The organism is Paraburkholderia sp. 31.1 (assembly GCF_014397645.1).
GTDB lineage: Bacteria > Pseudomonadota > Gammaproteobacteria > Burkholderiales > Burkholderiaceae > Paraburkholderia > Paraburkholderia tuberum.
The window spans coordinates 94350-120875 of record NZ_VZQN01000008.1; the positions used below are offsets into that span (position 1 = coordinate 94350).

At 64.8% G+C, this 26526-nt stretch carries 18 protein-coding genes; 8 read left to right on the forward strand and 10 right to left on the reverse strand.

What is annotated here, in order from left to right; genetic code table 11:
- Window positions 1-9: 9 nt before the first annotated feature.
- The 5 genes from iolD to F6X37_RS07715 all read right to left on the reverse strand — a co-directional run bounded on the left by iolD (window position 10) and on the right by F6X37_RS07715 (window position 7330).
- Entirely contained in the window at window positions 10-1989 is a 1980-nt protein-coding gene (gene iolD / locus F6X37_RS07695; protein WP_187610871.1) for a 3D-(3,5/4)-trihydroxycyclohexane-1,2-dione acylhydrolase (decyclizing), read from the reverse strand.
- Complete coding sequence (iolC, locus tag F6X37_RS07700) at window positions 1986-4010, reverse strand: bifunctional 5-dehydro-2-deoxygluconokinase/5-dehydro-2-deoxyphosphogluconate aldolase (protein ID WP_187610872.1); 2025 nt, start codon at window positions 4008-4010, stop codon at window positions 1986-1988. Before iolC ends, iolD begins: the two co-directional genes overlap by 4 nt.
- Window positions 4011-4096: 86 nt before the next feature.
- Complete coding sequence (locus F6X37_RS07705; protein WP_090801043.1) at window positions 4097-4903, reverse strand: ATP-binding cassette domain-containing protein; 807 nt, start codon at window positions 4901-4903, stop codon at window positions 4097-4099.
- Window positions 4904-4916: 13 nt separating this feature from the next.
- Complete coding sequence (locus F6X37_RS07710) at window positions 4917-6107, reverse strand: ABC transporter permease (protein WP_187610873.1); 1191 nt, start codon at window positions 6105-6107, stop codon at window positions 4917-4919.
- 176 nt (window positions 6108-6283) lie between these two features.
- On the reverse strand, window positions 6284-7330 hold the full coding sequence (locus tag F6X37_RS07715) for a sugar ABC transporter substrate-binding protein (protein WP_187610874.1): 1047 nt from the start codon (window positions 7328-7330) through the stop codon (window positions 6284-6286).
- Between the two features lie 276 nt (window positions 7331-7606).
- On the opposite strand from F6X37_RS07715, the gene F6X37_RS07720 reads away from it, so the two are divergent.
- From F6X37_RS07720 to F6X37_RS07735, 4 genes are all read left to right on the forward strand, one after another.
- Window positions 7607-8491 (forward strand): MurR/RpiR family transcriptional regulator, encoded by an 885-nt coding sequence (locus tag F6X37_RS07720; protein WP_090801038.1) that lies wholly within the window; start codon window positions 7607-7609, stop codon window positions 8489-8491.
- A complete protein-coding gene (iolG, locus tag F6X37_RS07725; protein ID WP_187610875.1) occupies window positions 8484-9503 on the forward strand; it encodes an inositol 2-dehydrogenase in 1020 nt (339 codons plus the stop codon). The genes F6X37_RS07720 and iolG overlap by 8 nt, the downstream gene beginning before the upstream one ends.
- Window positions 9500-10570: a Gfo/Idh/MocA family oxidoreductase gene (locus tag F6X37_RS07730; RefSeq protein ID WP_187610876.1), complete on the forward strand. Its 1071-nt coding sequence runs from the start codon at window positions 9500-9502 to the stop codon at window positions 10568-10570. The genes iolG and F6X37_RS07730 overlap by 4 nt, the downstream gene beginning before the upstream one ends.
- 136 nt (window positions 10571-10706) lie before the next feature.
- Entirely contained in the window at window positions 10707-10934 is a 228-nt protein-coding gene (locus tag F6X37_RS07735) for a sulfurtransferase TusA family protein (protein WP_026225937.1), read from the forward strand.
- 99 nt (window positions 10935-11033) lie between these two features.
- On the opposite strand, the gene galU is transcribed toward F6X37_RS07735, so the two are convergent.
- The gene (galU, locus tag F6X37_RS07740; RefSeq protein WP_090801031.1) at window positions 11034-11915 is read right to left on the reverse strand and encodes a UTP--glucose-1-phosphate uridylyltransferase GalU; all 882 of its coding nucleotides are present in this window, start codon (window positions 11913-11915) and stop codon (window positions 11034-11036) included.
- A 62-nt stretch (window positions 11916-11977) separates the two neighbouring features.
- Window positions 11978-14857 carry a valine--tRNA ligase gene (locus tag F6X37_RS07745; protein WP_187610877.1) on the reverse strand — a complete coding sequence of 960 codons (2880 nt, stop codon included), beginning with the start codon at window positions 14855-14857 and terminating at the stop codon, window positions 11978-11980.
- Between the two features lie 883 nt (window positions 14858-15740).
- Here F6X37_RS07745 and F6X37_RS07750 point away from each other — a divergent pair.
- Together F6X37_RS07750 and F6X37_RS07755 are read left to right on the forward strand one after the other, a co-directional pair.
- Window positions 15741-18104 (forward strand): UvrD-helicase domain-containing protein, encoded by a 2364-nt coding sequence (locus F6X37_RS07750; protein ID WP_018421183.1) that lies wholly within the window; start codon window positions 15741-15743, stop codon window positions 18102-18104.
- Window positions 18101-18895 (forward strand): 5'-methylthioadenosine/adenosylhomocysteine nucleosidase, encoded by a 795-nt coding sequence (locus F6X37_RS07755; RefSeq protein ID WP_187610878.1) that lies wholly within the window; start codon window positions 18101-18103, stop codon window positions 18893-18895. The genes F6X37_RS07750 and F6X37_RS07755 overlap by 4 nt, the downstream gene beginning before the upstream one ends.
- Before the next feature lie 44 nt (window positions 18896-18939).
- Here the strand turns inward: F6X37_RS07755 and F6X37_RS07760 are convergent, their stop codons facing one another.
- On the reverse strand, window positions 18940-20844 hold the full coding sequence (locus tag F6X37_RS07760) for a propionate--CoA ligase (protein WP_187610879.1): 1905 nt from the start codon (window positions 20842-20844) through the stop codon (window positions 18940-18942).
- 384 nt (window positions 20845-21228) lie between these two features.
- Here F6X37_RS07760 and F6X37_RS07765 point away from each other — a divergent pair, with 384 nt between their 5' ends.
- A complete protein-coding gene (locus F6X37_RS07765) occupies window positions 21229-21471 on the forward strand; it encodes a hypothetical protein (RefSeq protein ID WP_184063607.1) in 243 nt (80 codons plus the stop codon).
- 794 nt (window positions 21472-22265) lie between these two features.
- Here the strand turns inward: F6X37_RS07765 and F6X37_RS07770 are convergent.
- Window positions 22266-23531 (reverse strand): MFS transporter, encoded by a 1266-nt coding sequence (locus F6X37_RS07770; protein ID WP_187610880.1) that lies wholly within the window; start codon window positions 23529-23531, stop codon window positions 22266-22268.
- A gap of 482 nt (window positions 23532-24013) precedes the next feature.
- Between F6X37_RS07770 and F6X37_RS07775 the strand changes: the two genes are divergently transcribed.
- On the forward strand, window positions 24014-25615 hold the full coding sequence (locus tag F6X37_RS07775; RefSeq protein WP_187610948.1) for a methyl-accepting chemotaxis protein: 1602 nt from the start codon (window positions 24014-24016) through the stop codon (window positions 25613-25615).
- Window positions 25616-25630: 15 nt separating this feature from the next.
- Here the strand turns inward: F6X37_RS07775 and F6X37_RS07780 are convergent, their stop codons facing one another.
- A complete protein-coding gene (locus F6X37_RS07780) occupies window positions 25631-26524 on the reverse strand; it encodes an HlyD family secretion protein (RefSeq protein ID WP_187610881.1) in 894 nt (297 codons plus the stop codon).
- Window positions 26525-26526: the final 2 nt, after the last annotated feature.

Below are 26526 nucleotides of genomic sequence, written 5' to 3' on the forward strand. Positions count from 1 at the left end.
TCATGGTTCTCAGTCGTGATCGGCGCCCTGTGACGGCGCAGGCGTCGCGGGCGGCGCCGCGCGCGCGGCGAGCTGCGCGTCGTACTTCGCGCGGGCCTCGCGCACCTCGGTGCGCGTCGATACTTCGGGCACCGCGACTTCCCACCACCAGCCACCGTCTTCGGTGGTGCGAGCCGGGTCGGTGTCGATGCTGATCACGTACGTGCCTCGCGCCGCGCGCGCGCGTTGCAGTGCCGCTTCGAACTCGGCGAGATTGCGCGCATGCTCGGCTTGCGCGCCGAGCGCGCGCGCATGCGCGGCGAAGTCGATGCGCGGCGCGCCTTCCGGTGCGTGCACGCAATCGTCGAGCAGATTGTTGAACGGTGCGCCACCGCAAGCCTGTTGCAGTCGATTGATGCAGCCGAAGCCGCGATTGTCGAGCACGACGACGATCAGCTTCGCGCCGAGCATCACCGAGCTCGCGATCTCGCTGTTCATCATCAGATAGCTGCCGTCGCCGAGAATCACGATCACCTCGCGCTCGGGCCGCGCGAGCTTGACGCCGAGGCCGCCCGCGATCTCGTAGCCCATGCACGAATAGCCGTATTCGACGTGATACGCGCCGGGCCGGCCCGCGCGCCATAGCTTGTGCAGATCGGCGGGCAGCGTGCCGGCCGCGCAGACGACGATGTCGTCGGTCGGCGAGTGCGCGCTCGAACGCTGCACCGCGCCGATCACGTCGCCCTCGTAGGGCAGTACCGCGTCGCGTTGGGGCGCATGGGTGAGCGTTTGCACGGTGTCGCGCCAGCTCGCCGCGAGCTTGTGTGCGCGCGCGGTCCAGCTGCGCTCGGCGTGCCAGCCATGCAGCGGCCCCGTTAGCGCATCGAGCGCGAGTTTCACATCGGCTTCGACGACGAAGCCGCGATGCTTGAGCGCGTCGAATCCGTTCGCGTTGATCGCGATCACGTCGGCTTGCGTGAACAGCGTGTTCGAGCCGGTCGTGAAGTCCTGCAGCCGCGTGCCGAGCGCGAGCACGCAGTCGGCGTCATGCGCAAGCGCGTTGGCAGCCACTGAGCCGGTCACCCCGAGCGCGCCGGCATTCAGCGGATCGTTCCACGCGAGCGAGCTTTTGCCGGCCTGCGTTTCCGCGATCGGCACGCCATGCGCGCTCGCGAAGCGGTGCAGCGCATCGGCCGCGCGGCTGTACAGCACGCCGCCGCCCGCGACGATCAACGGACGCTTCGCGTGCCGCAAGCGCGCGCACGCGGCGTCGATCTCGTCGCTACGCGGCGCGGGTGCATGAAAGCGCACGACACGCGGCGTGAAAAAGTCCTCCGGGAAGTCCCACGCCTGCGCCTGCACGTCCTGCGGCAGCGCCAGCGTGACGGGGCCGCACAACGCGGCATCGGTGAGCACGCGGATCGCGCGCGGCAGCGCGCTCAGCAATTGCGCAGGATGCACGATGCGGTCGAAGTAGCGCGACAGCGGCTTGAACGCGTCATTCGCGGACACGCCGCCATCGTTGAAATCCTCGACCTGCTGCAAGACCGGATCGGGCGCGCGCGACACGAAGATGTCGCCGGGCAACAGCAGCACCGGCAAACGGTTCACGTGCGCGAGCGCGGCCGCGGTCAGCAGATTGGTGGCACCTGGGCCGATCGACGTCGTCACGGCCATCATGCGGCGGCGAAAGTGCGCCTTCGCGTAGGCGATCGCACTGTGCGCCATCGCCTGCTCGTTGTGCGCGCGCAAGGTCGGCAGCGCGTCGCGATGCTGATACAGCGCCTCGCCGATGCCCGCGACGTTGCCGTGACCGAAAATCGCGAACACGCCGCCGAACAGCGGTTCGACGTTGGTGCCGTCTTCGCTGGCGACGCGTTGCGCGGCCAGATAGCGCACGAGCGCCTGCGCCATCGTCAGGCGAATCGTGCCGCCGGTGCGCGCAGGCGCGTGCGCTTGCGTCGCGCCGCTGGCGGATGGGGTGTCGTCATGCATGATGCGCTCGTTCATGCGGCCTGCTCCTGATGAGCGTGATGAGGTGTGCCGTGCGCCGCCGGTTCGCCGCGCGCACCGCGCCACGCGGCGATCAGCGTTTCGAACGTGAGGCGCACGCGCGCGATCAGTTCGTCGTCGCCAATTTCACCGGCGAGCCACGCATGGCTCGGTTCGTGAAAGATCGTGCGGCCGACCGTGAAGCCGCGGCACGTCGCCGCTTGCGCGGCCGCGCGAAAGCCCTCGCTCAATTGCTCGACCGCCGCCGATAAACCGAGCAGCACGACGCCACGGCAATACGGATCGCGCCCGGCGATCAGCGCGTCGATGGCCTGCCATTGCGCGGCGTCCATCGGTTCGAGCTTCCACCACTCGGGGTAGATGCCGAGGTTGTAGATGCGCTTCAACGCGCGATACACGATGTCCGGTCCCTGCGGCAGCGACGCATGCTTCGGAGGAATCACTTCGAGCAGCAGTTCGTGGCCGCTTGCCTGGGTCGCGTCATACAGCGCGCGCAGTTGCGCCTCCTGTTCGAGCCGCTGCTCGATCGGTTCGTCGGGATGAAACTGCACGAGGCATTTCACGACGTGTTCCTGCGGCCACGCGATCAACGTGGTGCCGATCGAACGACCATGATCGAACACGAGCGGCACGGAGCCGGGCAGTTCGACCGGGCGGCCGATCCACCAGCCGCGACCGGTCGCGGCATTCAGCGCGTCCTGACCATAGCGGTCGTCGATCAGTACGCCGATGCGTCCCTGCAAGTTCAATGCACGTTCGGTTTGCGCGACCGCTTCGACGAACAGGCCCTTCAACCGGGCAATGCGCGCTTCGTCGGCACCGGTCTGCTGCGCGAGTTCGAAGAACGGGTTGCGATGATCGAAAGCGAAGCCGAGCACCTCGTGCCACGCTTTGCGCGCCGGCGACACGCGATGCAGTCTTGCGAGCTTGGCATCGCGATCGGGGCGGCGCATGCGTTGCGGATCGGCCTGCGCTTCGCGCAGGAAGTAGTCGAGTTCGGCCGGTGTCGGCATCGCCGGGGCGCAGCCGTGCCGAGACACGACCAGCGCGCCGCTCGCATTCGCGGCGCGCGCGCAGGCGTCGAGCGGCTGATCGCGCAGCCAGCCGGACAGAAAGCCGGAGGCGAACGCGTCGCCCGCGCCGAGCACGTTCAGCACTTCGACTTCGACGCCGCCATGAATCGGCGCATCGTCGAGCGACGCAGGCACCTCGCCGTCGATGATCTGACAGCCGAGCGGCCCGCGTTTCAGCACGAGTGTGGCCGGCGTCACCGCGCGCACCATCGCGAGCGCGCCGGCAAGGTCGGCGTTGCCGCCGGCGATGCGAAACTCTTCCTCGGTGCCGATCACCAGATCGAACAGCGGCAGAATCCGCTGCAAATGCGCGCTGACGCCTTCGCTCGCGACGAAACGCGTCTCGCCGTCGGCCTTGCCCGTGAGTCCCCACAGCACCGGGCGGTAGTCGATGTCGAGCACGGTGCGCACGTCGTTGCGGCGCGCGTAGTCGAGCGCGCGACGGCTCGTGCGATTGACCTGCTCGGTCGAGAAATGCGTGCCGGTGATCAGCAGCGCTTTCGACGACGCGATGAACGCCTCGTCGAAATCGGCCTCGTCGACCGCCATGTCCGCGCAGTTCTCGCGGTAGAAGATCAGCGGAAAGGTGTCACGGTCCTTCAGGCCGAGCAGCACGAGCGCGGTCAGCCGATCGTGATCGATGCGCACGTGACTCACGTCGCAGCCTTCCTTCGTGAGCGTCTCCGTCAGGAAGCGCCCCATGTGATCGTTGCCGACGCGCGCCAGCATGGCCGCGGCAAGCCCGAGCCGCGCGCAGCCGAACGCGATGTTCGCCGACGAGCCGCCGAGATACTTCGCGAAGCTCGACACGTCTTCGAGCCGTGCGCCGACCTGCTGGGCGTACAGATCGACGGCCAGCCGGCCGAGGCACACGATGTCGCGGGCGCGCCCCGGCGCGAACCGGCTGTCCGCTGCGTTACCGCTGGAGGTGCTGGAGTGAGCCATGAATAGTCCTGAGTAACAGTGCGCGGTAGGTGCGCGTCGGCCAGCCGGGCGAAACGCGCCGAGGCTGGCCGTGCCGCGCGAATCGGTCAGATCGTCGCGCCTTCGAGTTCGCCGATCATCTTCTGCATCTCGGCGCCGCCGGCCATCATGTCGAGCACTTCGTTCTTGCTGATCGTCTGTTTGGTGAACGTGCCGAGCGAGCGGCCGCGATTGAGCAGCGTGAACGAATCGCCGATCGGATACGCGTGGTGCACGTTGTGCGTGATGAAGATCACCGAGATGCCTTTGGCGCGCGCCTTGTGGATCAGCTTCAGCACGTTGAAGCTCTGCTTGACGCCGAGCGCGGCGGTCGGTTCGTCGAGAATCAGCACGCGCGCGCCGAAGTGGATCGCACGCGCAATCGCCAGACATTGACGCTCGCCGCCCGACATCGTGCCGATCGGCTGATGCGGGTCGCGCACGTTGATGCCCATTTCGGCGAGCTTGTCGCGCGCGGTGGTTGCGCAGGTTTCGAGGTCCATCACGTTCAGAAGGCCGAACAGCTTTTTCTGCGGCTCGCGGCCCATGAAAAAATTGCGCGCGACCGATAGCAGCGGCACCAGCGCGAGATCCTGGTAGACGGTTGCGATACCGAGATCGAGCGCGTCTTTCGGCGACGTGAAGTGCACCGGTTTGCCGTCCACCCGGTAGGTGCCTTTGCTCGGCTGATACACGCCCGCGAGCGTCTTGATCAGCGTCGACTTGCCGGCGCCGTTGTCGCCGAGCAGGCAATGCACTTCGCCGCGTATGAGGCGCAGCGTGATGTCGTTCAGCGCGATGATGTTGCCGAAATAACGGCTGACGTTTTCCAGCGACAAAATGATGTCGTCGGTGTTCTGTTCCGGGGTGCTCATCGTGAACCTCCGTCTAGCGCGATGCCGCGACGCGGCCGCGCACGTAGTGGTTGAACAGCACGGCGAACAGCAGCATCACGCCGAGGAACACGCGGAACCAGTCGGAATCGACGTTGGTGTACGTGATGCCGATCTGCACGACGCCGAAGATCAGCGCACCGAAGCATGCGCCGATCACCGAGCCGTAGCCGCCTGTCAGCAGCGTGCCGCCGATCACCGCGGCGATGATCGCCTCGAACTCCGCCTGCAAACCGCGGTCGGCCGCGGCCGAACCGATGTCGCACACCTGAAGTACCGCATACAGGGCCGAGCAGAACGCGGTCAGCACGAACAGCGAAATCTTCACGCGACGCACCGGCACGCCGACGTTCTTGGCCGCGTTGGCATCGCCGCCGACCGCGAAAATCCAGTTGCCGAAGCGCGTCCTGGCGAGCGTGAACGCGCAGACCACGGCGAGCACGAGCCACCACAGCAGCACCTTCGGAATGCCCGGCACGAGCGGCGTGCCGTTGTCGAGCAGCTTCACGAGGCCGAGGTGGCCGAGCCACACGAACAGACCTTTGAACGCGACGCCCTGGAAGAGCGTGTGCGCGAACCAGTCCTGACGCGCGACGTCGCCGACGCCGGAGATGATGGTGCGATCGGCGAACATCACCGATAGCGCGAGCGTGAGACCGCGCAGTATGAACAGGAACGCGAGCGTGACGATGAACGACGGCAGGCGCGTGCGTATCACCAGATAGCCGTTGAGCGCGCCGAGCAGCATCGAGCCGACGAACGCGAACACGATCGCCAGCCAGATCGGCCAGTGGAAGTACATGGTCGGCAGCGCGACCATCATGCCGGCAAAGCCGATCATCGAACCGATCGACAGATCGAACTCGCCGGCGATCATCAGCAGGCACGCGCCGACCGAGATCAGACCGAGATAGGCGGCGACCTGCGACCAGTTCATCACGCCGTCGAGGTTGAACATCCCCGAGTTGCCGGCCGCCACGCCGAACACGATGAACACCATCACGGTGCCGGCGAGCGCCGCGAATTCCGGTCGGCCGAGCAGATGGCGGAACCAGGATTCCTCGCGCACGCGTTCGTCGACGGCAGCGGATTGCGAGGCGGTCGTCGCAGCAGACTTCGCCGAGTCCTGCGGATCAGGCGGCGGTTGCTTGCGGTGATGGGGATGAAACAGGTCGGCGACACCCATTGAAGCTCTCCTTGATACGCCCGCGACCGGCGGGTCGGCGCAATGCCGTGGGCGTTTGCGAATCCGCTGAGCGGGCGGGCGCCGGCAAGACGCCATGCGTCCCGCCGGTCACTGCCTTTTCAACCTTGCCGCCGGCGCGGCGGCTCAGGCGCGCGATGCGATGCGTTGCCGTGCGTTCAGCGGTACTGGCCGGCGTACTTCAGCACCTTGTCGACGTTGGCCTTCGTGATGAAGCCCGGGCCCGAGCCGATATTGCGCGGCCCGTAGGACGGCGTGAGCCCATAAGTGGCAAGACGCTCCTTGAACTTCGGATTCGCCTGCAGGATCTCGCGGATTTTGGCCGGATCGGTGGTGTGGTCCTTCTTCACGATCGCGAGCACGGCAACCGGGATATAGCCCTGCAAGTACGGTTGCTGGTCGATCGCGAACTGGATCGTGCCGTCCTGGATGCCCTTCGCGATGTCGCTGTCGAAGTCGAACGTCGCGAACCAGATCTTCCCGGCGAGGCCCATCTGCTGCAGCGCCTTCAGCGTCGGATCGGCCGACAGCGGACCGAGCGTCAGCACCGCCTGGGTATCCGGATGATTGCGCAGGAACGCGCTGACCTTCGACTGCACGCCGGTCGGGTCCTGACCCGTGTCGAGCGTCGAGGTTTTGAAGTTGGCGCCGATCGCTTCGGCGAAACCGCGGCAGCGTTCGAACGAAGCCGGGTTCGTCGCGTAGTGGTTCACGCACAGGAACGACTTGATGCCGGCGGCCTTGGCCTTTTCTCCGGCGGCTTTGCCGGCCGCGAACTCGGGCTGGCCGACGTGCATGATCGCGCCGAGCTTCGCGCTTTGCTCCTCGGTGCCCGAATTGATCGTGACGAGCGGAATGTGCTTCTCGGTGACCTTCGCGATCGAGCTCTTCAGCACGTCGAAGTCGGCGATCGACACGATCACGCCGTCGTAGTTGCGCGCGGCCGCCTGTTCGATGAGACGCGCCATGTCGGCGATGTCGCCGTTCGGCGGGTTGCGGTAGTCGGTCTGAACGTTGAAGTCCTCGTCGGCCTGCTTGATCGCGTTCTTGATCGTGTTCCACCATGAGTCCGAATCCGGCGCGTGGCTGATCAGCACGAAGTGCGCGTCCGCCGCGCGGGCGGCCGAGGTCGCGCCGAATCCCGTCGCCAACGTCAACGCCGTCACCAGAATCCTGAGCGTTGCCTTGCCTCTGCAAAGTCTCATTGTCTCCACCTTTCTCGGTCTGTCGTTCGTTATTGAGGGAGCGACTGGCGGGCGGCTTTCCATTCCGATGACCCACACAACGAGGCCGAAGCGCCATCGCTCACGACCAAGAGTAGGTCATCTTCCGAAGCCTTGCAAAGAAAATTTCACGACAAATAAAAATGGAAAATACGTTCCATTTGACGGGGCGGCCGCCTATACTCGGCAACGTCGGATGCACGTTGCGGCGGGCCGCGGGCGCGTCTGCCGCATTGCAGGAAACCCCGAGAGGCTGTCATGGCGGAACAGATCACCGAAGAAACGGTGCCGAGCGTCGACGAATTGATGCAGCGCATCGCGGATACCTACGAGTCGCTGCCGCGGCAGTTGAAAAGCGTCGCGACGTACATCGAGCAGCATCGCGCGAGCGTGATGATGGATCGCACGAGCGATATCGCCGCGAGCTGCGGCGTGCATCCGTCGGCGGTCGTGCGCTTTGCGCAGCGCTTCGGCTTTTCCGGGTTTTCGGATCTGCAGGCGGTGTTTCGTCAGGCGTATACGGGGCAGGGCGTGTCGTCGTCGAGCTATCAGCAGCGCATCCGCAAGCTGATCGACGAGAAGCCCGGCACCTTGTCGGGCGGCGCGGTCGCGCGCGAGTTCATCGCCGCGTCGCGCGGCGGCCTCGAAGAACTCGAAGCGGGCCTCGACGACAAGCAGTTCGACGCCGCCGTGAAGATGCTGCAGCAGGCCGACAACATCTACGTGATCGGCGTGCGGCGCTCGTTTCCGGTCGCGAGCTACATCGTCTATGCGTTGCAGCACACGCATAAGCGCGTGCATCTGGTGTCCGGTTTCGGCGGCATGTATCGCGAGCAGATCCGCAGCGTCAGGAAGGGCGACGTGGTGATTGCGATCAGCTTCGCGCCATACGGCAAGGAGACGCAGTACTGTCTGCGCGTCGCGCATCATCATCAGGCGAAGACGCTCGTCATTACGGATAGCCAACTATCGCCGCTCGCACGCTACGCCAGCACGCAGTTGTACGTGAAAGAGGGCAGCGCGTTCGCGTTCCGCTCGCTGACCAGCACCATCTGCCTGTGCCAGGCGCTCTTCATCGCGCTCGCGTACAAGCTCGAACTGAACGTTGAAGAATCCAACGACACTGGAGGCTACGATGACTGACGCGGTAAACACGATCGACGTCGCCGTATTCGGCGCGGGGCGCATCGGCAAGATCCATGCGGCGAATCTCGCGCGGCAGCCCGGCGTGCGGCTCAAATACGTGGTCGATGTGAATCGCGAGGCGGCCGCCGCGCTCGCCGCGCAGCATGGCGCGCAGGTTGCGGATAGCGACGGCGCGATCGGCGATGCGTCGATCGGCGCGACCGTGATCTGTTCGAGCACCGACACGCATGCGGACCTGATCGTCAAATCGGCCGCGCAGAACAAGCACGTGTTCTGCGAGAAGCCGGTCGATCTCACGTTGGAGCGCGCGCGGATGTGCGCAGAAGCGGTGGAGCGCGCCGGTGTCGTGTGCATGATCGGTTTTCAGCGGCGCTTCGATCCGACGTTTTCCGCGTTGAAAGCGCGTCTCGACGCGGGCGAGATCGGCACGCCGGAAATGCTCGTCGTCACGAGCCGCGATCCGGGCGCGCCGCCGCTCGAGTACATCCGGCACTCGGGCGGCATCTTCAAGGACATGCTGATTCACGACTTCGACATCTGTCGCTGGATTCTCGACGACGAAGCCGACACGCTGTATGCCACCGGCAGTTGCCTCACCGACCCCGCGATCGCCGACGCGGGCGACATCGATTCGACCGCGGTGACGATCCGCACGAAGCGCGGGCGGCTGTGCCAGATCAACACCGCGCGGCGCGCTGCCTACGGCTACGACCAACGCTTCGAAGTGCTCGGCAGCACCGGCATGCTGCAAGCAGGCAACGTTCGGCCCACCGAAATCACCGCGTACTCGAAGACGGAAGTATCGACCGACGTGCCCGAGGCGTTTTTTCTCGAACGCTATCGCGCGGCATACGCGCTCGAAATCGCGCATTTCTTCGACGCGGTCACGCATGGCAAGCCGGTGCGCACGACCGTCGCGGATGGCCTGAAAGCGCTCGAACTCGCGGAAGCCGCGACGCGGTCGTGGCGCGAGGGCCGCGCGGTCAAACTCGGCGAGGCAGCGCAATGAAGCGCGCCACGGAGCGCTTGCGGATCGGCGTGGTCGGCCTTGGGCGGCTTGGCAAGCGGCATGCGGAGAATCTCGCGTATCGCGTGCCGGGCGCGACGCTCACGGCCGCGTGCAGTCCGCTCGAAGATGAACTGGCATGGGCGCGTGATGCGATGCATGGGGCAATGCATGGGTCGCTGCATGAGCCGCGTCTCTACACCGATTACGCGGACCTGCTCGTTGATCCGCACGTCGACGCGGTATGGCTCGTCACGCCGTCGTCGCTGCATGCGCAGCAGATCGTCGACGCATTGCGCGCCGGCAAGCATGTGTTCTGCGAAAAGCCGCTGTCGCTCGATGTCGCCGAATGCGAGCGCGTGCTGGCCGAAGCGGCGCGCTATCCGCACCTGCAGGCGACGATCGGCTTCATGCGCCGCTTCGATCCGAGCTACCGCGACGCGTTCGATAAAATCGCCGCCGGCCAGATCGGCCGGCCGTTCCTCGTGCGCTCGCAAACCACCGATAAAAACGACGACGACGGTTTCTTCGTGCGCTTCGCGGCGACCTCGGGCGGCATCTTTCTCGACTGCACGGTGCACGACATCGACGTCGCCCGCTGGCTGCTCGGCGAGCCGCGCGCGACGCGCGTGTTCGCGGCGGGCACGGTCGCGCTGCACGAGGGTCTGCGCGAATTCGGCGACGTCGACAACGGTGTCGCGATCTGCGAATTCGAGGGCGGCAAGCTCGCGACGTTCTACGCGTCGCGCACGCAGGCGCACGGCAACGATACGCACAGCGAAGTGATCGGCACGGCGGGCGCGCTGACGATCGGCCGCAATCCGCGCGCGAACCGCGTCGAGATCTACGACGCGACCGGCATTCGCAACGAGTGCACGCCGAACTTTTTCGACCGGTTCGAGGACGCGTTTCTGCACGAGGCACGCGCGTTCGTCGCATCGGTGCAAAAAGGGCCGGGGAAGGGCGATGCGGCACAGCGTGGCGCGACGCTCGCCGATGCGCTCGAAGCGACGCGTATCGGCGTGGCGCTGCGCGAGTCGCTGCAAAGCGGTGAGGCGGTGACGCTGTAACGGCGCGCGGCACGGCTCGCGCGTGGAAATGGGCGTCGTGGCGATGCCCGGCGCCGCTGCTCCGCCTGCTGTAAAATTTGACCCTCTGTCCGGCGTCGTCAGCGACGCCCCGTCCCGAAGGTCATCGTCGATGCAAATTCAGATTCACAAGGAAGTCGATGCGCGCGGGCTCATGTGCCCGCTGCCCATCCTGCGCGCCAAAAAGGCACTCGCCGACATGGAAAGCGGCCAGATTCTCAAGGTGCTCGCCACCGATCCCGGCTCGCAGCGCGATTTCGCCGCGTTCGCGAAGCAGACCGGCAACGAGATCGTCGAAAGCTCGGCGCATGACAAGGTGTTTACGTTTCTGATGCGGCGTCGTTGAGCTGCGTTCGGTAAAACTGTCGGTCCGATGTAAAAAAGAAGGCGCTGTCCCCATTATTCGGGGTACAGCGCCTTCTTCGTTTCAGCCGGACTTTCGACGTCAGCCTTCGAGAACCGGCGAGCGGGTACGCAGATATTCTTCGAAATCGGCGGCTACTTCCGGGTGACGCAGGGCAAACTCGACGGTCGCCTTCAGGTAGCCCAGCTTGCTGCCGCAGTCGAAACGTGTGCCGTGATACTTGTACGCGAGCACCTGTTCGTCGGCGAGCAGCGACTGGATCGCGTCCGTCAGTTGCAATTCACCGCCCGCGCCCGGCTTGATGGAGCGCAGGTGATCGAAGATGCGCGGCTTCAGCACATAACGGCCCACCACGCCGAGGTTCGACGGCGCCACGCCCGGCTCCGGCTTTTCGACGATGCCCGACATCTTGATGATCGAGTCTTCCCATTCCTTGCCGTCGACGATGCCGTACGATTTCGTATCTTGCGGCGGGATCTCTTCGACGCCGATCACCGAGCTGTGATAGTGATCGAACACCTCGATCATCTGCGTCATCACGGGCGGCGTGCCGTACAACAGGTCGTCCGCGAGAATCACGGCGAAAGGGTTGTCGCCGACCAGCTTCTCGGCGCACAGCACGGCGTGGCCGAGGCCCAGCGCCTCGGCCTGGCGCACGTAGAAGCAGTCGACGTGGCTCGGCTTGATGCTGCGCACGAGTTCGAGCAGCTTGTCCTTGCCGCGCGCCTCGAGTTCGGCCTCGATCTCATAGGACTTGTCGAAATGGTCTTCGATCGCGCGCTTGCTGCGGCCCGTGACGAAGATCATTTCGGTGATGCCGGCCGCCATCGCCTCTTCGACCGCGTACTGAATCAGCGGCTTGTCGACGATCGGCAGCATCTCCTTCGGGCTAGCCTTCGTGGCGGGGAGGAAGCGGGTGCCAAGACCGGCTACCGGAAAGACCGCCTTCGTAACTTTTAGCATGTGAATACCCTGAGTCCTCTGGTTAAATCCTTGCCCGCCGTTGAGGGGGGCGGGCGCGTCGGTCAGGCCGGCAAGCGGGCCAGTTGGGCTTTCAGCTTGCCGACGGTGGCTTCGAAATCGGCCAGCCGCTTCTGCTCCTGTTCCACGACCGCCGCCGGCGCCTTCGCAACGAAGGCCTGATTCTGTAGCTTACCGTTGCACTTGACGATTTCGGCGCTCAACCGCGTGATCTCTTTCGACAGGCGTTCGCGTTCGACCGCTGCGTCGATTTCGACCTTCAACACGAGCTTGTCCGTTCCTACGATAGCAATCGGCGCGCCATCCGCCTGGGCGTCGAGCGCGGCCTCGTCGGCGATGATCTGCACCTCCGACAGACGCGCAAGTGCCTGAGCGTAAGGCGCGAAAGTACGAAGACGCTCCGCATTGCCGGTGGCGAGCAACGGCACCTTCACCGCCGGCGACAGGTTCATTTCACCGCGCAGATTACGGCATGCATCGATCACCGCTTTGAGGTCGGTCGCCCACCGCTCGGCGTCTTCATCGAGCTTCGACGGCTCCGCGACGGGGTACTGCTGCACCATGATGGACGCCTCGCCCTCGGCCTTGCCTTCCGGGTAGCGTCCCGCGAGCGGCGCCACTTTCTGCCACAGCGCTTCGGTGATGAACGGGATCACCGGATGCGCGAGGCGCAGCACCGTTTCGAGCACACGCAAAAGCGTCCGCCGCGTGGCACGCTGCTGGTTCGGCTGCCCCGTCTGGATCTGCACTTTGGCGAGTTCGACGTACCAGTCACAATATTCGTCCCATACGAACTTGTATATGGCGTTGGCCACATTGTCAAAACGATAGTCGGAAAAACCCTTGACGACTTCCGCTTCCACGCGCTGCAGTTGCGACACGATCCAGCGGTCGGCCTGCGAGAAATGCAGATTGCCTTCTGGCCCGCATTCGCCACATTGCGCCGGCTGGCCGAAACCGCAGTCGTGGCCTTCGCAGTTCATCAGCACGAAGCGCGTGGCGTTCCACAGCTTGTTGCAGAAGTTGCGATAGCCTTCGCAGCGCGCGAGGTCGAAATTGACGTTGCGGCCGAGCGTGGCCATCGACGCCATCGTGAAGCGCAGCGCGTCGGTGCCGAACGCCGCAATGCCGTCCGGAAACTCCTTGCGGGTCTTCTTCTCGATCGACGCGGCCAGCTTCGGATTCATCAAGCCGGTGGTGCGCTTCGCGACGAGCGCGTCGAGGTCGATGCCATCGACGATGTCGATCGGGTCGAGCGTGTTGCCCTTGCTCTTCGACATCTTCTGGCCTTCGGCGTCGCGCACGAGACCGTGCATATAGACCGTTTCGAACGGCACCTTGCCCGTGAAGTGCGTGGTCATCATGACCATGCGCGCGACCCAGAAGAAGATGATGTCGAAGCCGGTGACGAGCACCGACGACGGCATGAAGTGCTTGAGCTCTTCGGTTTCGTTCGGCCAGCCGAGCGACGAGAACGGCACCAGAGCGGACGAGAACCACGTGTCGAGCACGTCTTCGTCGCGCTTCAACGCCCCCGTGTAGCCGGCCGCGACGGCCTTTGCGCGCGCGTCCTCTTCGGTCTTGGCGACGAACACTTCGCCGTTCTCGCCGTACCACGCCGGAATCTGATGACCCCACCACAGCTGACGCGAGATGCACCAGTCCTGGATGTTTTCGAGCCACTGGTAGTACGTGGTGGTCCAGTTTTCCGGCACGAATTTGATCTGGCCGTTGCGCACGACGTCGAGCGCGGTTTCGGTGATCGACTTGCCCGGATTGAACGTGCCTTCGGGCGCCGGCTTGCTCATCGCGACGAACCACTGGTCGGTCAGCATCGGCTCGATCACGACGCCGGTGCGGTCGCCGCGCGGCACCATCAGCTTGTGCGGCTTGACCGATTCGAGCGCACCGAGCGCCTCGAGATCGGCGACCACCAGCTTGCGGGCTTCGAAACGGTCGAGGCCGCGGTATTTTTCGGGCGCGTTGTCGTTGATCTTCGCGTCGAGCGTGAGGATTTCGATTTGCGGCAGCTTGTGGCGCAGGCCGACCTGATAATCGTTGAAATCATGCGCGGGCGTGACCTTGACGACGCCTGTGCCGAATTCGCGGTCGACGTAATCGTCGGCGATGATCGGCACTTCGCGGTTCGACAGCGGCAGCGTGATGGTCTTGCCGATCAGGTGGGCGTAGCGCTCGTCTTCCGGGTGCACCATCACGGCGGTGTCGCCGAGCATGGTTTCCGGACGGGTGGTGGCGACGGTCAGATGGCCCGAGCCGTCGGTCAACGGATAGTGGATGTGCCACAGGTGGCCGTTTTCTTCTTCGCTGACCACTTCGAGGTCGGATACGGCGGTGAGCAGTACCGGGTCCCAGTTCACGAGGCGCTTGCCGCGATAGATCAGGCCCTGTTCATACAGACGCACGAACACGTCGCGCACGGTGGCCGACGTCTTGTCGTCCATCGTGAAGTATTCGCGCGACCAGTCGATCGATGCACCGAGACGACGCACCTGATTCGTGATCGTGGAGCCGGATTGCTGCTTCCACTCCCACACGCGCTCGACGAACTTCTCGCGGCCGAGGTCGTGGCGCGACACGCCCTGCGCGTCGAGCTGGCGTTCGACGACGATCTGCGTGGCGATGCCCGCATGGTCGGTGCCCGGCACCCACAGCGTGTTCTCGCCGAGCATGCGGTGATAGCGGGTCAGGCCGTCCATGATGGTCTGGTTGAACGCGTGGCCCATGTGCAGCGTGCCCGTGACGTTCGGCGGCGGCAGCTGGATCGAGAAATCCTTGCGGTTCGCGTCGAAGGAGGGCGCGGCGTAGGTGCGCTTTTCCCATTCAGGGCCCCAGTGGGCTTCGATGGTGTGGGGTTCGAAGCTTTTTGCAAGCGTCGAGGTCGGGTCGCTCGGGGTGTCGCTCATGTTTCTGTTAAAGGGAGGATTTTGGAGGCGGGGAAGGGTTGATTATAGCTGGACGAGGTTTTTTGCCGGCCGGCGGCCGGTGTGGACAGGGGTTATGCTTTTTTTCGTTGTTCTGGCTTTGTTGGCCTTTCCTTGCTGACTTATCGGTCTATTAGCGTTGCCCCTGTGCGGGGCGGGGCTTTTTTCGTTGTTCTGGCTTTGTTGGCCTTTCCTTGTTGTCTTGTCGGTCTATTAGCGTTGCCCCTGTGCGGGGCGGCACCTACTTTCTTTGCTGCTGCAAAGAAAGTAGGCAAAGAAGACAGCTAAAACCGCAAACTCTCAAGCGGGTCCCCTTGCTTGGAGGGGGTAGTGGTGCATCTGGAATCCGGGCCCCCGCACATTCCCCCGTTCGTGACAAAGCCATCATCCCTCCCGCTCCGCACTGCGTGCGTCGCGGTCGGGTCTGCCAGGGAAACCAATGGTTTGGCCCGCGCAGCGGGGACCCTCGGCTGCGCCTCGGCGACGCGCCGAAACAACCAGTGGTTTTTGAGCGGGGATTCGGCGCGCGTAGCGCCGCCGGAAGAATGACTGCCTTGTCACTAGCGCGGAATGTGCGGGAGCACGGATTCCAGATGCACCACTACCTCACGCGGACCGAGGGACCCGCTGAAGAGTTGGCGGTTTGAGCTGTCTTCTTTGCCTACTTTCTTTGCAGCAGCAAAGAAAGTAGGTGCCGCCCCGCACAGGGGCAACGCTAATAGACCGACAAGACAACAAGGAAAGGCCAACCAAGCCAGAACAACGAAAAAACCCCAACCCATATCCAGAAGAACAAAAAAAACCAAAAAAAGCGCCGCCCCCGCCGGGGCATATAATGTCCCCCGAACTGCGCCTAAGCAAAAAAATGCCCGACCTCCTCTCGAATCTAAACCCCGAACAACACGCCGCCGTAACGCTCCCGAATGAGCCCGCCCTGATCCTGGCGGGCGCCGGCAGCGGCAAAACCCGCGTCCTGATCACCCGCATCGCGTGGCTGATTCAGCAAGGCCTCGCGTCCCCCGCGACCGTCCTCGCGGTGACCTTCACGAACAAAGCCGCCCGCGAAATGATGGCGCGCCTCTCGGCGCTATTGCCGATCGACACGCGCGGCATGTGGATCGGCACGTTCCACGGCCTGTGCAACCGTATGCTGCGCGCGCATCACCGCGACGCCGGGCTGCCCGCCACGTTCCAGATTCTCGATACCGCGGACCAGCTGTCGGCGATCAAGCGCCTGATGAAGGGCCTCAACATCGACGACGAAAAATACCCCGCGAAAAATCTCCAGTACTTCATCAACAACGCGAAAGAGCAGGGCCTGCGCCCCAAAGACGTCGACGCCACCGACAACTTCAACCGCAAGTTCGTCGAACTCTACGAAGCCTACGATCAGCAATGCCAGCGCGAAGGCGTCGTCGACTTCCCCGAGCTGCTGCTGCGCTGCTACGAACTGCTCGCGCACAATCCGCCGCTGCGCGCGCATTACCAGGCGCGCTTCAGGCACATCCTCGTCGACGAGTTTCAGGACACCAACAAGCTGCAATACGCGTGGCTGAAGCTGCTCGCGGGCCAGCACAACGCAATCTTCGCGGTCGGCGACGACGACCAGTCGATCTACGCGTTCCGCGGCGCGAACGTCGGCAACATGCGCGACTTCGAGCACGAGTTCAACGTGCGCAATCTGATCAAGCTCGAGCAGAACTATCGTTCGCACGGCCATATTCTCGATGCCGCCAACCAGCTGATCGCGAACAACTCGCGACGCCTCGGCAAGAATCTGCGTACCGACGCGGGTCACGGCGAACCGGTGCGCGTCTACGAATCGGCGACCGATTCGCAGGAGGCCGGCTGGATCGTCGAAGAGATTCGCGCGCTGATCAACACCGGCCTGTCGCGCAGCGAAATCGCGGTGCTCTACCGCAGCAATGCGCAGTCGCGCACGATCGAGCACACGCTCGTCAACGCGGGCATCGCGTATCGCGTGTATGGCGGCCTGCGCTTTTTCGAACGTCAGGAAGTCAAGCACGCGCTCGCATACCTGCGCCTGATCGACAACCCGAACGACGACACCGCGTTCGGCCGCGTCGTCAATTTCCCGACTCGCGGCATCGGCGCGCGTTCGATCGAACAGCTCGCCGACGCGGCGCGTCTGTACAACTGCTCGATGGCCGCGGCGATTCCGTACGTCGCCGGCAAGGCCGGCTCGAGCCTCGCCGCGTTCGCGAACCTCGTCGGCAAGATGCGCGCCGACACGCAGCAGATGAGCCTGCCGGAGACCGTCGAGTACGTGGTCCGCGCGAGCGGTCTCGCCGACTTCTATCAGAACGAGCGCGAAGGCCAGGAGCGGCTCGAGAACCTGCAGGAACTCGTCAACGCGGCCGCCGCGTTCGTCAGCGAGGAAGGCTACGGGCTCGATACGCCCGCGCGCTCGATTCCGCTGCGCCCAGGAGCCAGCGCCGCGCCCGAACTCGCGGTCGCGACCGACGATCCGACCACGGTGGTCCTCGACGCACCGGGCATCGCCGATCCGGCGCAAAACCCCGACACGATGACGCCGCTCGCGGGCTTTCTGTCGCACGCATCGCTCGAAGCGGGCGACAACCAGGCGCAGGCCGGCCAGGAAGCGGTGCAGCTGATGACGGTGCACGCGGCAAAGGGGCTCGAATTCACCGCGGTGTTCATCACCGGCCTCGAAGAGGGGCTGTTCCCGCACGAGAACAGCGCGATGGAGGCCGACGGCCTCGAAGAAGAGCGGCGTCTGATGTACGTCGCGATCACGCGCGCGAAGGAGCGGCTGTACCTGTCTTTCGCGCAGAGCCGGATGCTGCACGGCCAGACCCGCTACAACATCCGCTCGCGTTTCTTCGACGAATTGCCGCACGAAACGCTGAAGTGGCTGACGCCGAAGGTCGAGGCGGGCTCGCGCTGGGGCGGCCGCTCGGACAACGCCGGCTACGGGCGCGACTGGTTCGCGCGGCCGGGGTACGGCGGCGGTTCGGCGTCGACGGCGGCGGTGACCTCCGCGCCGGCGCCCGCGTTCGCGAACGAGCAACGCGCGGCCGACACGGGCTTCCGCGTCGGCCAGCAGGTGTTCCATACCAAGTTCGGCGAAGGCACGATCACCGCACTCGAAGGCAACGGCACCGACGCGAAAGCGCAGGTCCGCTTCAAGCGGCACGGCGAAAAGTGGCTGGCGCTGGCGGTGGCTAAATTGCAGGCGGTCGAATGAGCACGCCCTTGAATCTCAGCCACGATGCGCGGCGGCCGCTCGGCGTTCTGGCCGCGTTGCCGCAGGAACTCGGCGACCTGATCGAAGCGATGCGCGCCGAGTCCGGCGTGCGCACGGTCACGCACGGCCAGCGTGACTACCACGTCGGCACCGTGCACGGCACGCCGTGCGTCGTCACGCTCGCGCGCGTCGGCAAGGTCGCGGCGGCCGCGACGGTCAGTGCGCTGATCCACGCGTTCGATGTCGAGGCGATCGTGTTCACCGGTGTCGCGGGCGGTGTCGGCGGCGACGTGCATGTCGGCGATATCGTCGTTGCGAGCGCGCTGATGCAGCACGATGTCGACGCGTCGCCGCTTTTTCCGCGCTTCGAGGTGCCGCTGCTCGGCATGTCGCGCTTCACCACCGATGCGGCGCTCGCCGACCGTCTGATGGCCGCATGCGAGCAGTTCGTCGCCGAGGAAGGCGCGGCCTGCGCGGCGCGCTTCGGCACGCGCGCGCCGCGCGTGCATCGCGGCTTGATCGTCAGCGGCGATCAGTTCGTCGCGAGCGTGGCGGCCCTCGCGGCGTTGCGCGACGCGCTGCCCGACGCGCTCGCGGTCGAGATGGAAGGCGCGGCGATCGCGCAGGTCTGCTACGAGTACGGCGTGCCGTGCGCGGTCGTGCGCACGATCTCCGATACCGCCGACGACCACGCGCCCGGATCGTTCATGTCGTTCCTGACCGGGATCGCGGGCACGTATTCGAACGCGATTCTCGCGCGCTTTCTCGGCACGCGAGACACCGCGGGCTGAGCGCCCGCCTGTTCGTCCGCCCGGTCGCCCGCTGCTTGGCCCGCTTATTCCTTCCTGCCGTCGCCGAGCGCGTCGCGCACCTGCTGCAGCGCGGCCGGATCTTCGATCGTCGGCAAATCGCCCGGCTCGCGCCCTTCGGCGAGCGCCGCGATAGCGCGGCGCAATAGCTTGCCGGAGCGCGTCTTCGGCAGCATCGATACCATCACCACGCGCGCGGGCCGCGCAATCGAGCCGAGATGGCGGTCCACCGTCATCGCCAGCTCGGCTTCGAGCCGCGCGCGCTCGCTCGGGTCGCCTTCTCCCTGCGCGCCGCGCAGCACGACGAAGGCCATCGCCGCCTGACCCTTGACCGGATCGGTCACACCGACCACCGCGACTTCCGCGACAGCCGCATGGCTCGACAGCGCCTCCTCGATCTCGCGCGTGCCGAGGCGATGGCCCGCGACGTTGATGACGTCGTCGGTGCGGCCGAGGATCGTCACGTAGCCGTCCTCGTCCTGCACGCCCCAGTCGAACGTCGAATACACCTGCTGGTTCGGCACGCTCGACCAGTAGGTGCCGACGAAGCGCTTGTCGTCGCCCCATACCGTCGACATGCAGCCCGGCGGCAGCGGATAGTCGAGCGTCAGCACGCCTTTCTCGCCGGGCGCGCAGGGCTCGCCGGTCAGCTCGTCGCGCACGGTCAGGCTATAGCCGATCGAGGGCACGCCCGGCGAACCGAGCTTGGTCGGCAGTGCCTCGATGCCGCGCGGAATCGCGAGCATCGGCCAGCCGGTTTCGGTCTGCCAGTAGTTGTCGATCACCGGCTTGTTCAACGCGTTGGAGATCCATTCGGCGGTCGGTTCGTCGAGTGGTTCGCCGGCGAGAAACAGCGTGCGCAGGCTCGACAGATCGGCTGCCTTCATCAGCGCCGGGTCCTGCTTCTTCAGCACGCGTATCGCGGTCGGCGCGGTGAACATCAGGTTGATCTTGTGCTGTTCGACGAGCCGCCACCAGATGCCGCCGTCCGGGCGAATCGGCGTGCCTTCGTACATCACGGTGGTCAGCCCCGCGATCAGCGGCGCGTACACGATGTAGCTGTGGCCGACCACCCAGCCGACGTCGGACGCGGTGAACATGGTGTCGCCGGGTTTGCCCTCGAAGATGTATTCCATCGATGCCGCGAGCGCGACCGCATAGCCGCCGACATCGCGCTGCACGCCCTTCGGTTTGCCGGTCGTGCCCGACGTATACAGCACGTACGACGCCTCGTTCGATTCGAGCCATTCGCACGGGACGTGGGCGTCGAAGAACTGTTCGCGCAGCGGCTCGTAGGCGACGAGGTAGGGTGCGTTCAGTCGCGCGGGCGCGAGCTGCCGGTCGATCAGCAGCACATGCGGTGTCTTGTGCATGGCGCGCGCGAGCGCTTCGTCGACGAGCGGCGTGTAGTCGACCACCTTGCCGCCGCGCGCGCCGGCGTCGGCCGTGACGATCAGCACGGGCTTCGCGTCGTCGATACGCGTGGCGAGGTTCGGCGCCGCGAAGCCGCCGAACACGACCGAGTGGATCGCGCCGAGCCGCGCGCAGGCGAGCATCGCGAACAGCGCCTCGGGGATCATCGGCAGATAGATCAGCACGACATCGCCGCGCTTCACGCCGAGCGAGCGCATGACGGCGGCCATCCGGTTGATTTCGGCGTACAGATCGGCATACGTGTAGTGCCGCTCGATGCCGGTTTCGGTCGATACGTAAACGAGCGCGTTCTGCTGCGCGCGTTCGGCCAGATGCCGGTCGACCGCGTTATGGCAGAGGTTCGTGCGACCGCCGACGAACCAGCGCGCGAACGGCGGCTTCGAGCGGTCGAGCACGGTGCCGAATGTCGTGTGCCAGTGAATGCGCCGGGCTTCTTCGCGCCAGAAGGCTTCGGGGTGGTCGATCGAGCGGCGGTGGAAATCGCGGTAGCGGGTCATCGGCGGCGATCCTCGTGCGGCGGGAATGGACGGGGTTGGATGAAACGGAATCGCAAATTGCGCGCCCGGTGCGGCGCTGGTTATGCGCACAAGCATAACCACGGGCGGGAGGGGGGGCAAGCGGGTTCGCCGTAAGGGCGAAGGGCAACAGAAGAAAGTCGTTGTTCGTCATTTTCATCCGTCGCCCATTTGTTGTTTCTGCACCGCCAGGTAAGGTAGAGGCGATCAACGTGACAGGTCGTTTTCCCCCAGGATGGTGAGGCTTGCATGTTCAATCGATACGCTTATGAGCGTGGTAGAGCGGGCGTTCCAGCCTGCGCGACCTGAAGGAGGGGGCTACGCCGTCGCCAGATTGCTACATTCCATTAACGGTCAGGTACTGACATGCGCAAGTCCAGCATCGCCCGTTTTCTCGCTGGCGTAGTTCTGCTTGCCCTTGTCGTTGCGGTTGCTGCGTTTAACGTGATTAACCTGGACGAAGCGTATGGAAGCGGCGAGCCCTATTATTCGCGCACGACGAACATGGACAAGTGGAGCGATCCTTTGCCGGTGCTGGCTGTTGTCGACGGTGTTGCGGTTATCGTCATTGCGGTGGGTTTTTTGCTGTGGAGGCGGATGCGGGGCTAAGGCGAGGGTGGTGTTCTTTGCGGTGTTGGCCTTTCCTTGCTGACTTATCGGTCTATTGGCGTTGCCCCTGTGCGGGGCGGCACCTACTTTCTTTGCTGCTGCAAAGAAAGTAGGCAAAGAAGACAGCTAAAACCGCAAACTCTTAAGCGGGTCCCCTGGCTTGGAAGGGGTAGTGGTGCATCTGGAATCCGTGCCCCCGCACATTCCGCCGTTCGTGACAAAGCCGTCATCCCTCCCACTCCGCACTACGTGCGTCGCGGACGGGTCTGCCAGGGAAACCAACGGCTTTGCCCGCGCAGCGGGGGCCCTCGGCTGTGCCTCGGCGATGCGCCGAAACAACCAGTGGTTTTTGAACGGGGTTTCGGCGCGCGTAGCGCCGCCGGAAGAATGACCGCCTTGTCACTAGCGCGGAATGTGCGGGAGCACGGATTCCAGATGCACCACTACCTCATGCAGACCGAGGAACCCGCTTAGGAGTTGGCGGTTTGAGCTGTCTTCTTTGCCTACTTTCTTTGCAGCAGCAAAGAAAGTAGGTGCCGCCCCGCACAGGGGCAACGCTAATAGACCGATAAGTCAGCAAGGAAAGGCCAACAAGGCCAGAACAACGAAAAAAGCCCCGCCCCGCACAGGGGCAACGCTAATAGACCGACAAGACAACAAGGAAAGGCCAACAAAGCCAGAACAACGAAAAAAGCCCCGCCCCGCACAGGGGGCAACGCTAATAAACCGACAAGCCAGCAAGGAAAGGCCAACACCACACGATAAGGAAAAAGCCCCAACCCCGCGGCACGCGCTCACCCTTTAACCCGCTTCCCCTCAACATCCGGCAACAAAACAGTCAGCACCCCAATCAACGGCAAAAACGAACAAACCTTATAAACAAACGCAAGACTGGTAGCATCAGCGAGTTCCCCAAGCACGGCGGCGCCCACCCCCCCAAGCCCAAAGGCAAATCCAAAGAACAACCCAGCCACCATCCCAACCTTCCCAGGGATCAACTCCTGCGCATAAACAAGAATCGCCGAGAACGCCGAGGCGAGCACCACCCCAATAACAACCGTCAGCACACCAGTCCAGAACAGATTCGCATACGGCAACAGCAGCGTAAAAGGCGCGACGCCAAGAATCGACACCCAGATCACGTACTTGCGCCCGATCCTGTCGCCGATCGGCCCGCCGATCACCGTACCCGCCGCGACCGCCGCGAGGAACACGAACAGATGGATCTGCGCGGCCTGCACCGACAGATGGAACCTGTCGATCAGATAGAACGTGAAATAGCTATTGATGCTGGCGAGATAGAAGTACTTGGAGAACACCAGCAACACCAGCACGCTCATCGCCAGGATGATCTTGTTACGCGGCAGCGTCACATGCGCGCCCTGGCCGCGCGCCTTCCTGACCGACGGATGACGCTTGTACCAGCGGCCGATCTGCGTGAGCACGACGATCGCGACGAGCGCCGCCGCCGAGAACCACGCGATGCTGCGTTGCCCGTGCGGGATCACGATCAGCGCGGCGAGCAGCGGCCCGAGCGACGAACCCGCATTGCCGCCGACCTGGAACAACGACTGCGCGAGCCCGTGACGGCCACCCGAGGCCATCCGCGCGACTCGCGACGACTCCGGATGGAACACCGACGATCCGCAGCCGACCAGCGCCGCAGCGACCAGCAGCACGCCGAAGTTCGGCGCGACCGACATCAGCAGCAGCCCGGTCAGCGTGAAGCCCATGCCGACCGGCAGCGAGTACGGCTTCGGATGTTTGTCGGTATAGCTGCCGACAAGCGGCTGCAGCAGCGACGCGGTGACCTGGTAGGTCAGCGTGATCAGACCGATCTGCCCGAACGACAACGAGAAGTTGTCCTTGAACATCGGGTAGATGGCGAGGATCAGCGACTGGATCATGTCGTTGAGCAGGTGCGAAAAGCTGATCGCACCGAGCACGGAATACACCGTGCGCTGGACCTTGGCGGCCGCCGGCGCAGCGGCGGCCGGGGACGCGCTCGCCCCCGTGGCGGATGCGCCGGCAAGGGCGCTTTTATCGAGGCTCGTTTCCATACGCTAGAAAAAAAGATCGGGAAAACGGTGGAATGAAAGATCGGCACCGAAAACCGGTGCGGGCAGCACGCCTCGTAGGCGCGTTCCGCGAAGCACTGCGGCGTTTCGTCGCGGCAACCGGCGTTTTGAATATTTAGCCGAAGTTTAATGTGGCCGGAGCGAATTGTAAGGACAAGTTTTGTCGCGAATCGGACAGGGGGGCGGATGACTTTTCATTCGGCGGTGAAAGGACGAATCGTCAGCTCTTTGCCTGAAGAAACTTTTTTTGGCGAGTTTTTGGCCACGGTATAAAGCGCTCGCGATTGCGCGGCTCACGAAGCAGCGCGTCGAACATGGAACCGGGAACGGCAAGCGGCGCACGACCCGCCCCGGCCTGCACAAGCGAAATTCAAGATCGCGGGGCGCGCTGCCGTAGACCCGGAGAGATAAGTGGTGATGCCGGAACCGACTGTCCGGCGCGTCGACATGTGGGGACGGGGATGATGAAAGCAGTGGCACGCAGCGCAGCGGCAACGAAGTTCAACGGCCTGTCGGTCAAGGCGACGCTGCGGATCGCGTTTGCGATTCTGCTCGCCGGCACGCTGCTGATCGGCGTGTTTTCGCTGCTGCAGATCGGCCGGCTGAACGCGTCCGCGCAATCGATCTACGACCAGGGTCACGTCGCGAGCCGCGCCGCCGAGGAAGCGCGCGGCCACATGCTGCGCGCGAGCCGCGCGCAAAAGATGCTGCTGACCGCGACCACCGCGAAGGAGCGCGACGAACTCGGGGCCGACATCGAGCGCGGCCTCGCGGGTCTCAACGAGCAGCTGGGCACGCTCCAGCAGTACGTCGATAAGTCGGACGCGAAGGCGGTCGGCGCGCAGAAGGCGTTCACCGCGGCGGTCGCGGCATGGAGCGGTCACCTGCGCGACTTCGTCACGCTCGTGAAAGCGCAGCCGCTCGATCTGTCGCAGATGAACTGGCAGGTCGGCACGCAGGACGTGTCGCTGCTCGTCGAAACCGGCAAGCTCGAAAAGCTCGTCGACGAACTCGTCGCGCAGCGCGGCACCGCCGCGAAGGCGACGATCGACGCGTCCGGTTTCATCTATCACTCGTCGTTCGTGATGATCGCGGCGATGACGCTCTCACTGATCGTGCTCGCGGTCGGCATCGCCGCGTGGGTCGTGCGGCGGCTCACCGCGCAGCTCGGCGGCGAGCCCGCGTACGCGAAGGAGATCGCGCGCCGCATCGCCGCGGGCGATCTGTCGAATCGCATCGCGCTCGGCGGCAAGGACCGTGCGAGCATGCTGTTCGCGCTGTCCGACATGCAAAGCGGACTCGCGACTACGGTTGCCGACATCGCGTCGAGCGCCGATGCGATCGCGACCGCGTCCGCGCAGATTTCGATGGGCAACCTCGATCTGTCGCAGCGTACCGAGCAGCAGGCGCTTGCGCTCGAGCGCACCGCGAGCAGCATGGAGCAACTGACCTCGATGGTGCGTCAGAACGCCGACAACGCAAAGCAGGCGAGCACGCTCGCGAACAACGCGTCGGCGATCGCCGAGCAGGGCGGCGCGGTCGTGAGCCGCGTGGTCGCGACGATGAACGACATCAACGACAGCGCGCGCAGCATCGGCGACATCATCGGCGTGATCGAGGGGATCGCGTTTCAGACCAACATCCTCGCGTTGAACGCGGCCGTCGAGGCGGCGCGCGCGGGCGAGGAGGGGCGCGGCTTTTCGGTCGTCGCGGCGGAAGTGCGCAATCTCGCGCAGCGCAGCGCGGCGGCCGCGAAGGAGATCAAGGGCTTGATCCAGACTTCGGTCGAGCGCGTCGGCAACGGCTCGACGCTCGCCGCTGACGCCGGTCAGACGATGGACGAAGTCGTCAAGGCCGTGAAGCGCGTGACCGACATCATGGGCGAGATTTCGGCGGCGTCGTCCGAGCAGAGCGCCGGTATCGAGGCGATCAGTCTCGCGGTCACGCAGATGGACTCGGGCACGCAGCAGAACGCCGCGCTGGTGGAGGAGGCCACCGCCGCGGCCCGCTCGCTCGACGATCAGGCGCGCGGGCTGAAGGCGATGGTGGGGCAGTTCAGGCTATAAAAGGCGGCGCGGGCGTCAGCTCGCGTTGGCCGCCGAGGAGCCGGAGCCCGTCCCCGGCCGCACCACCACCGTGCAGGTCGTGCCCGCCGCCAGCATCACGTCGGGCGGCACCGAGTCGATCCGCACGCGCACCGGCACGCGCTGCGCGAGGCGCACCCAGTTGAAGGTCGGATTCACGTCCGCGAGCAGCTCGTGGCTTTGCGGATTGTCGCGGTCGTAGATGCCGCGCGAGATGCTCTCCACGTGGCCTTGCAGCGTGCCGCCGCTCATCAGCCGCACTTCGGCCTGATCGCCGACGCGCACGTGCGGCAGCTTGGTTTCCTCGAAGTAGCCATACACCCAGAACGAGTGACTGTCGACGATCGCGAGCTTCGCGGCGCCGGCGCTCGCATAGTCGCCGCGGAACACGGACAGGTTCGTCACGTAGCCGTCGACCGGCGACACGACGCGCGTGCGCTCGAGGTTCAGCTTCGCGGCGTCGAGCGCGGCGAGCGCCTGCTGATAGGCGGCATCGGCGGCGGACGCGGTATGCGTCGCGTTTTCGCGGCTTTCCTTCGACACCACCTGCGAATCCATGTCGGCACGCCGTTGCGCGTCGTCGCGCTTCATCTGCAATTCGGCCTTGCGCGCGGCAACGGCGGCCTGCGCCTGCTCGACCGCGATCTGGTAATGCGACGGATCGATCTGCATCAGCAGGTCGCCCTTCTTCACGAACTGGTTGTCCTTGACCGGCAGATCGACGATCGCGCCCGACACGTCCGGCGCGACGTTGACGATCTCGGCGCGCACGCGGCCGTCGCGGGTCCACGGTTCGTCCATGTAATGGACCCACAGCACGCGGCCAATCACGATCGCGACGATGAAAATGACGGCTGTCGCGATGAAGCCCACAAGATTTCGGATGGTCATGT

Excerpts from the sequence above, each read along its gene's own strand:
- iolD (WP_187610871.1), bottom strand. The coding sequence starts at position 1,989 with ATGAACGAGCGCATCATGCATGACGACACCCCATCCGCCAGCGGCGCG.
- iolC (WP_187610872.1), bottom strand. The coding sequence starts at position 4,010 with ATGGCTCACTCCAGCACCTCCAGCGGTAACGCAGCGGACAGCCGGTTC.
- F6X37_RS07705 (WP_090801043.1), bottom strand. The coding sequence starts at position 4,903 with ATGAGCACCCCGGAACAGAACACCGACGACATCATTTTGTCGCTGGAA.
- F6X37_RS07710 (WP_187610873.1), bottom strand. The coding sequence starts at position 6,107 with ATGGGTGTCGCCGACCTGTTTCATCCCCATCACCGCAAGCAACCGCCG.
- F6X37_RS07715 (WP_187610874.1), bottom strand. The coding sequence starts at position 7,330 with ATGAGACTTTGCAGAGGCAAGGCAACGCTCAGGATTCTGGTGACGGCG.
- F6X37_RS07720 (WP_090801038.1), top strand. The coding sequence starts at position 7,607 with ATGGCGGAACAGATCACCGAAGAAACGGTGCCGAGCGTCGACGAATTG.
- iolG (WP_187610875.1), top strand. The coding sequence starts at position 8,484 with ATGACTGACGCGGTAAACACGATCGACGTCGCCGTATTCGGCGCGGGG.
- F6X37_RS07730 (WP_187610876.1), top strand. The coding sequence starts at position 9,500 with ATGAAGCGCGCCACGGAGCGCTTGCGGATCGGCGTGGTCGGCCTTGGG.
- galU (WP_090801031.1), bottom strand. The coding sequence starts at position 11,915 with ATGCTAAAAGTTACGAAGGCGGTCTTTCCGGTAGCCGGTCTTGGCACC.
- F6X37_RS07745 (WP_187610877.1), bottom strand. The coding sequence starts at position 14,857 with ATGAGCGACACCCCGAGCGACCCGACCTCGACGCTTGCAAAAAGCTTC.
- F6X37_RS07750 (WP_018421183.1), top strand. The coding sequence starts at position 15,741 with ATGCCCGACCTCCTCTCGAATCTAAACCCCGAACAACACGCCGCCGTA.
- F6X37_RS07755 (WP_187610878.1), top strand. The coding sequence starts at position 18,101 with ATGAGCACGCCCTTGAATCTCAGCCACGATGCGCGGCGGCCGCTCGGC.
- F6X37_RS07760 (WP_187610879.1), bottom strand. The coding sequence starts at position 20,844 with ATGACCCGCTACCGCGATTTCCACCGCCGCTCGATCGACCACCCCGAA.
- F6X37_RS07765 (WP_184063607.1), top strand. The coding sequence starts at position 21,229 with ATGCGCAAGTCCAGCATCGCCCGTTTTCTCGCTGGCGTAGTTCTGCTT.
- F6X37_RS07770 (WP_187610880.1), bottom strand. The coding sequence starts at position 23,531 with ATGGAAACGAGCCTCGATAAAAGCGCCCTTGCCGGCGCATCCGCCACG.
- F6X37_RS07775 (WP_187610948.1), top strand. The coding sequence starts at position 24,014 with ATGAAAGCAGTGGCACGCAGCGCAGCGGCAACGAAGTTCAACGGCCTG.
- F6X37_RS07780 (WP_187610881.1), bottom strand. The coding sequence starts at position 26,524 with ATGACCATCCGAAATCTTGTGGGCTTCATCGCGACAGCCGTCATTTTC.